At 67.4% G+C, this 6,934-nt stretch carries 7 protein-coding genes and 2 pseudogenes; 4 read left to right on the top strand and 5 right to left on the bottom strand.

The features are described from left to right. From AC1D1G_RS39285 to AC1D1G_RS39275, 3 genes and pseudogenes are all read right to left on the bottom strand, one after another. A pseudogene (locus AC1D1G_RS39285) lies at positions 1 to 162 on the bottom strand (MarR family transcriptional regulator); the annotation flags it as partial. Between the two features lie 77 nt (positions 163 to 239). Continuing rightward, positions 240 to 1,508 (bottom strand): class I SAM-dependent RNA methyltransferase, encoded by a 1,269-nt coding sequence (locus AC1D1G_RS39280; RefSeq protein WP_477956292.1) that lies wholly within the window; start codon positions 1,506 to 1,508, stop codon positions 240 to 242. A gap of 13 nt (positions 1,509 to 1,521) precedes the next feature. Continuing rightward, positions 1,522 to 3,516 (bottom strand): APC family permease, encoded by a 1,995-nt coding sequence (locus AC1D1G_RS39275; RefSeq protein WP_477956291.1) that lies wholly within the window; start codon positions 3,514 to 3,516, stop codon positions 1,522 to 1,524. A gap of 162 nt (positions 3,517 to 3,678) precedes the next feature. Between AC1D1G_RS39275 and AC1D1G_RS39270 the strand changes: the two genes are divergently transcribed. From AC1D1G_RS39270 to AC1D1G_RS39260, 3 genes are read left to right on the top strand one after another with little or no spacing between them, the layout of a single operon-like run. Beyond that, positions 3,679 to 4,344, top strand: a complete 666-nt coding sequence (locus AC1D1G_RS39270) for a potassium channel family protein (protein ID WP_005240869.1) — start codon at positions 3,679 to 3,681, stop codon at positions 4,342 to 4,344. A 48-nt stretch (positions 4,345 to 4,392) separates the two neighbouring features. Next, complete coding sequence (locus AC1D1G_RS39265) at positions 4,393 to 5,052, top strand: potassium channel family protein (protein WP_283331904.1); 660 nt, start codon at positions 4,393 to 4,395, stop codon at positions 5,050 to 5,052. Positions 5,053 to 5,087: 35 nt separating this feature from the next. Further along, complete coding sequence (locus AC1D1G_RS39260; RefSeq protein ID WP_317567477.1) at positions 5,088 to 5,387, top strand: GNAT family N-acetyltransferase; 300 nt, start codon at positions 5,088 to 5,090, stop codon at positions 5,385 to 5,387. Positions 5,388 to 5,455: 68 nt separating this feature from the next. Here the strand turns inward: AC1D1G_RS39260 and AC1D1G_RS39255 are convergent, their stop codons facing one another. Together AC1D1G_RS39255 and AC1D1G_RS39250 are read right to left on the bottom strand one after the other, a co-directional pair. Continuing rightward, positions 5,456 to 6,136, bottom strand: a complete 681-nt coding sequence (locus tag AC1D1G_RS39255) for a DUF3159 domain-containing protein (RefSeq protein WP_105414596.1) — start codon at positions 6,134 to 6,136, stop codon at positions 5,456 to 5,458. Positions 6,137 to 6,164: 28 nt separating this feature from the next. Continuing rightward, the gene (locus AC1D1G_RS39250; RefSeq protein WP_005240856.1) at positions 6,165 to 6,542 is read right to left on the bottom strand and encodes an OB-fold nucleic acid binding domain-containing protein; all 378 of its coding nucleotides are present in this window, start codon (positions 6,540 to 6,542) and stop codon (positions 6,165 to 6,167) included. A 136-nt stretch (positions 6,543 to 6,678) separates the two neighbouring features. Between AC1D1G_RS39250 and AC1D1G_RS39245 the strand changes: the two are divergent. Then, a pseudogene (locus tag AC1D1G_RS39245) lies at positions 6,679 to 6,934 on the top strand (alpha/beta hydrolase); the annotation flags it as partial.

Here is a 6,934-nt window from a genome sequence, read left to right as displayed (position 1 = left end):
GTTCTGGCGGCACTCCCCCCGGGCGGCGAGCACGAAGAGCACGCTCGTCAACGCGGGCGGGATCGGGGTCTCGCCGCTCGCGGAGACGACCGCCCGCAACGACCGCCCGAGTGCGAACACCGCATCGACGAGCGCTTGCGCAGTATCTGCCTGTACCGACATCCAGTCCCCGTCCCACACACCCACTACTTGCGGGCCGACTATAACGTTTTGTTGCGTTCGGTAACGATGCGCCGCTGTCAGCGCGTCAGCAACGCGATGCACTCCACGTGGTGGGTGAGAGGGAACGCATCGAACGCGCGCAGCTCGTCGACATGATATCCCTGCGCGAGGTACAGACCGATGTCGCGGGCGAACGACGCCGGGTCGCATCCCACGTGCACGACCCGCTCGGCGCCCGCGGCGGCGACCGCGTCGATCACGTCACGCCCGGCACCCGCACGCGGCGGATCGAGCACCACGACCTGCGGCGGGGAGGCGAGCCCGGAGACGGCGCGCTCTACCCGGTCGGAGTGGAACCGCACCTGCGGGAGGTCGGAGAGCGCGGCCTTCCCATCCGACACGGCCTGGCGTGAGGACTCGACGGAATCCACGTGTCCGGACGGCCCGGCATCGCCGGCGAGGGCGGCGGCGAACACACCCACTCCCCCGTACAGGTCCCATGCGGTCTCGCCCGCGGACATCCCGGCCCATTCGGCGACCACTGCCGAATACGTTTCCGCGGCCCCGCGATGCGCCTGCCAGAACCCGGTGGCGGCCAGCGCCCATTCCCGGTCGCGCACCCGCTCCACCGGGCGACCCGATCCGACGACCACCCGCTCGGCGCGTGGCGCACCGCTGGCGGCGCGGCGAGCCATGGCACCGCGGCGCCCGGGACTCGTGCGGCCGGTCCGCGACACCTTCGGCGGAGCGATCTCGACCACGTGCCGCTCCCCCGCGCCGTCGAGGACGATCTGCACCTCGCTGCCGGGCTTCCAATCGTGCTCGCTCACACCGTCGTAGGCGGCCGACTCGATCTGCGGGCACGCCAGGTCCGTGACGATCCCGGAACTGCGGTGCCGGTGATAGCCGGGGCGGCCGTCCGGGTCGACGGCGAGCCGTACCCGCGTGCGCCAGCCGGTGCCGTCTCCGGTGCCGGGCAGTTCCTCGACGTCCACGTCCCGCTGCACACGTGCGAGCCGCGCCAACTGCTCGGCCACGACCTGCGCTTTCATGTCCCGCTGCACGTGCAGGCTCGCGTGCGAGAAGTCGCAACACCCCGCGCCGCCCGGACCCGACACCGGGCACACCGGGGTGACCCGCTCCGGGGACGCGTCGAGGATCTCGACCGCGTCGGCCCGGCAGTAGGACCCGCCGCGATCCTCGGTGACGAGGGCGATCACCCGCTCGCCGGGCAGTCCGTGCCGCACGAAGACCACGCGGCCCTCATGGCGGGCGACGACGAAACCGCCGTGCCCGGGATTTCCCAGCCGCRGTTCGAAGCGGCGGTCCGACCAGTTCTCACTCAACGCTTCTCGCCCGTCACTTGTCGTCGGGTTCGTAGCCGCGGCGTGACGCCCCGGCCGTGTATTCGATGTTCAGTGTCTTCGCCTTCTCGGACGAGTTCAGTTGCCACGGAACGCTGGTGACCATCACACCTGGCTGGAACAGCAGGCGGCTCTTGAGCCGCAGCGCACTCTGGTTGTGCAGGATCTGCTCCCACCAGTGCCCCACCACGTACTCGGGGATGAACACGGTGACGACGTCCCGCGGCGAATCCTTCCGGACGCGCCGCACGTAGTCGAGCACGGGTTTGGTGATTTCGCGGTACGGCGACTCGATCACCTTGAGCGGCACCGCGATGTCGGTCTTCTCCCACTGGCGCACGAGCGCCCGGGTGTCGGGTTCGTCGACGTTCACCGTGATCGCCTCGAGTGTGTCCGGCCGTGTGGCCCGGGCATAGGCGAGCGCCCGCATCGTCGGCATGTGCAGCTTGGAGACGAGGACGATGGAGTGAGTCCGGCTGGGCAGCACCCCGTCCCATTCCTGTTCCTCGAGCTCCCGCGCGACGCTGTCGTAGTGCTTCCGGATCATCTTCATCACGACGAAGATGGCGACCATGGCCACGATCGCGATCCAGGCGCCTGCCGCGAACTTCGTGATGAGCACGATGATCAGGACGGCGCCGGTCATGGCGAGGCCGATGGAGTTGATCACCCGGGAGCGGTGCATCCGCCGGCGCTGAGCCGGGTCGTTCTCGGTCTTCAGGTGCCGGGTCCAGTGCCGGATCATGCCCGTCTGGCTCAGCACGAACGAGACGAACACGCCGACGATGTACAGCTGGATCAGCTTGGTCACCTCGGCGCCGAACAGGACGACGAACGCGATCGCCGTCCCGGACAGGAACAGGATGCCGTTGCTGAACGCCAGGCGGTCGCCGCGGGTGTGCAGCTGCCGGGGCAGGTAGCGGTCCTGCGCGAGGATCGAGCCGAGCACGGGGAACCCGTTGAAGGCCGTGTTGGCGGCGAGCACAAGGATCAGGGCCGTCACGATCGCGATGAAATAGAAGCCGATGGGGAAACCGCCGAACACCGTCTCCGCGATCTGCGCGATCAGAGTCTTCTGGTGATATCCGGTGGGGGCGCCGATCAGCTGCTCGGCCGGGCTGTGCGCGTACACGATCCCGATCTTCTGGGCCAGGATGATGATGCCCATCAGCAGCACGATGGCAATCGATCCCAGCAGCAGCAGCGTGGTGGCCGCGTTGCGGGACTTGGGCTTCTGGAAGGCGGGAACACCGTTGCTGATCGCCTCGACACCGGTCAGTGCCGCACAGCCGGAGGAGAAGGCCCGAGCGATCAGGAACGCGAACGCGATCCCGTACAGGTGGGAGTCCTCGGCTTCGAGTTCGAATCCGGACGATTCGGCGCGCAGGTCGTCGCCGAGGACGAAGATCTGGAAGAACCCCCACAGCAGCATCAGGGCCATGCCGGCGATGAACGCGTATGTCGGGATCGCGAAGGCTGCACCGGATTCACGGATGCCACGCAGGTTGATGGCAGTCAGCAGCACGATGGCCGCGACCGCGAACAGCACCTTGTGCTGGGCCACGAACGGCACCGCCGAACCGATGTTGGACGCGGCCGACGAGATGGAGACCGCGACCGTGAGGACGTAGTCCACCAGTAGGGCGCTGCCCACGGTCAGACCCGCGTTGGGACCGAGATTGACGGTCGCGACCTCGTAGTCGCCGCCGCCCGACGGGTAGGCGTGCACGTTCTGCCGGTAACTGGCGACCACCACCGCCATCACTGCGGCGACGGCAAGTCCGATCCAGGGGGTGTACGCGTAGGCGGAGATGCCCGCCACCGATAGTACGAGGAAGATTTCCTCGGGGGCGTAGGCCACCGACGACATCGCATCGGAGGCGAAGACCGGGAGGGCGATCCTCTTGGGAAGCAGCGTGTGCCCGAGCTTGTCGCTCCGGAAGGGTCTGCCTAGCAGTAGCCGCTTTGTGGCGGTCGAGAGCTTTGACACTGCCAAAGCGTAAGCCGTCCGCAGAAAACCTGGACCCTCACCCACCAATGTGTCCGGATTGCGATCTCTGTCTCGGTTGCTCTTCCGCCTGGGCACTGTACGGTTCGATTCGGTACGCACGTACTCGAGACGTGACGTAAGAGCCCATGAACGGAGTACAAGGTGTATGTGGTCATCATGGGATGCGGCCGGGTCGGCTCATCCCTCGCTGGCTCGCTGACCCGGATCGGCCATGAGGTCGCGGTCATCGATCGCGACCCTGCCGCATTCCTACGTCTCGAACCCGACTTCCCCGGACGCACCGTCGTCGGCATGGGATTCGACCGTGACGTGCTGGTCAAGTCCGGTATCGAGCGCGCAGAGGCATTCGCCGCAGTGTCGTCCGGAGACAACTCCAACATCATTTCCGCACGCGTGGCCCGGGAGACGTTCGGCGTGGAGCGCGTCGTCGCCCGGATCTACGACGCCAAGCGTGCCGCCGTGTACGAGCGGCTCGGGATCCCCACTGTCGCCACCGTCCCGTGGTCCACGGACCGCTTCCTGCACACCCTCACCCGCGACAGCCAGACCGCCAAGTGGCGCGATCCGTCCGGAACCGTCGCGGTCACCGAGTTGTCCCTGCACGAGGATTGGATCGGCAGGCCGGTCGCCGAACTCGAGGCGGCGACGAATTCGCGTGTCGCGTTCATCATCCGCTTCGGCACCGGCGTCCTTCCCGACCGCAAGACGGTCTTCCAGGCCGACGACCAGGTGTACATCGCGGCCGTGTCGGGAACGGTGGCCGAGGCCGTCGCGCTCGCGGGCAATCCCCCGCCTTCGGACAACTGAGACGGCAGTGAGAATGTTCACGATCGACCACCCGAACGGAAGCAATCGATGAGAGTCGCAATCGCAGGAGCCGGGGCAGTCGGACGCTCGATCGCGCGCGAACTGGTCCGCAGCGAACACGCCGTCATGCTGATCGAACGCAAGCTCGAGCACGTCGAACAGGAGTCGGTGCCCGAGGCGACCTGGGTCCACGCCGACGCGTGCGAACTGAGCAGCCTCGAGGCCGCATCCCTCGAAACCTACGAGGTGGTGATCGCGGCCACCGGTGACGACAAGGCCAACCTGGTCCTCAGCCTCCTCGCGAAGACCGAGTTCGGGGTCAGTCGTGTGGTCGCCCGCGTCAACGATCCCCGCAACGAGTGGTTGTTCGACGAGTCCTGGGGAGTCGACGTCGCCGTCTCCACCCCCCGGATGCTCGCCTCGCTGGTGGAGGAGGCGGTGTCGGTCGGCGATCTCGTGCGGCTGATGACATTTCGCCAGGGGCAGGCCAACCTCGTCGAGGTCACGCTGCCCGACAACACCCCGCTCGCCGGGAAGCCCGTCCGCAAGCTGCAATTGCCCCGCGATGCCGCGCTGGTCACCATTCTCCGCGGCGGACGGGTCATCGTGCCGCAGCAGGACGATCCGCTCGAGGGCGGTGACGAACTGCTGTTCGTCGCGTCCGTGGACGTCGAGGACGACCTGCGAGCGGCCGTCGGGCTCTCCTGACCCGGCGGGGACCGATCGACACCCGGGAGGATCCGATGGGTACCACCGCAACACCCGAGAGCATCGTCGTCACCGACAGCCCGCAGCAGAGCCGGTACGAGATCCACGCCGACGATGAACTCGCGGGAATCGAGCAGTACGAAGTCGACGGGGACGTACACGTTTTCGTTCACACCGAGATCTATCCGCAGTACGAGGGACTCGGACTCGCCCGGACGCTCGTGGGTGCGGCCCTGGACGATCTCCGCCGCCGTGGGCTGCGGGTGCGCCCGGTGTGCCCGTACGTCGTGAGGTTCGTGTCGAAGCATCCCGAGTACCAGAACCTCGTGGCCTGATCGGGTCGGCGACTTCGTCTCCGGCACAACCGGTCAGGGCCGACGCGGTCCTCAGCGTGGGGCTGCGCTCAGGTGCGGCCGGGCTCGTCGCGGGGGCCGCCCGCTTCCGTGTCGTCCGTCGGTTCGCCGGCGTCGTCCGACGGTGCCGGTTCGACGATCCGGTCTGCCCGGCGCACAGCCCAGATCGTCACCAGGAGAGCCAATCCCGCCAACGGCCAGCCCATCGCGATGCGCGCGAACGCGAGCCAGCCCGTCTGGTCCGAATCGTAGAGTTGCGACTGCACGAGGTACCGGGCCGCGAACACCAGCGCCCAGGCTGCGGTGGCCACGTCATAGGCACGTACCGCACCGCGATGGCGCCGCCAGAGGTTGCCGTGGCCGTTGAGGAATCCCCAGATCAGGCCGACGATCGGCCAGCGCACCAGAATCGAGATCAGGAACACCGCCCCGTAGGCGAGGCTCGTGTAGATCCCGAAGAGAAAGTATCCCTTGGCATCGCCCGTGCGGTACGCGATGAACGCGGAGATGCCGACGCCGACGAACCCGGACACCGCGGGCTGGATGGGGCTGCGGCGGACGAGGCGCCAGACGAGAATGGCGACGGCGACGCCGAGGGCCGCCCAGATAGCCGGACCCAGGCCCCACACACCGTTGACCGGAACGAAAACCAGGATGGGCAGGGTCGAATAGACCAGCCCGCTGAGCCCACCGAGCTGTTCGAGTATGGATTGCTGCTTCGTTTCGGTCACTCAACGAGAGTGCCACACGAGAGGGCCGCTACGATTCGCCGCGCAACTCGTAATACGGGTTGAAGATCACCTTCTGGCCGTCGCGTTCGCCGACACGTCCGCGAACCAGCAGGGTCTTGCCCGGCTCGATGCCCGGAATCCTCCGCCGGCCGATCCACACCAGCTTGATCTGTTCCGTGCCGTCGAAGAACTCGGCTTCGATGCTGGCGTTCCCGGACTTCGGACAGGCTTCGACACTACGGAGCCGCCCCAGCATGGTGACCTCTTCGCCGCGGCTGCAGTCGCAGGCACGTTGTGCGCCGGACGCCTGAGACGTCTCGGCCATTTCCTCGGCGTCCAGCTGCTCGAGGTCCTCGGTGAGCCTGCGAGTCAGCCGACGAAAATATCCTGCCGTGGCGGGTGCCATTGCGCGCTCCTGGAGCATGTGCGACGCGAGATCTTCGCGCCGCTCGTAGGGCTGTGTATTCGCCACTGTAGACCCATTGGTTCCCGGCAACCACACCACCGGAGGAGCGCTGTGACGGACGAGGCAGGATCATCACATGCCCTCTGATAGTCGGCCTTGCGTGGCCGTTGTGCTCCCGGGTACGGGATCCGACGCGGACTTCGTGGCCCGCGCCTTCACCAAGCCTCTGACCTGCCGTGGAGTGCGCACGGCCGCAGTCGAACCCGATCCCCGGCGAGTCGTCGGAAGCTACGTCGACGCGCTCGACGCCGCGGCCGCGCAGCACGGACGCATCCTCGTCGGAGGGGTGTCCATCGGGGCCGCCGTGGCGCTGCAGTGGGCAGGATCACACC

This window comes from Rhodococcus sp. P3_B8, from assembly GCF_056402775.1.
The sequence above is the reverse complement of the archived record's forward strand: the minus strand, read 5'-3'. Positions and strand labels throughout refer to the sequence as shown.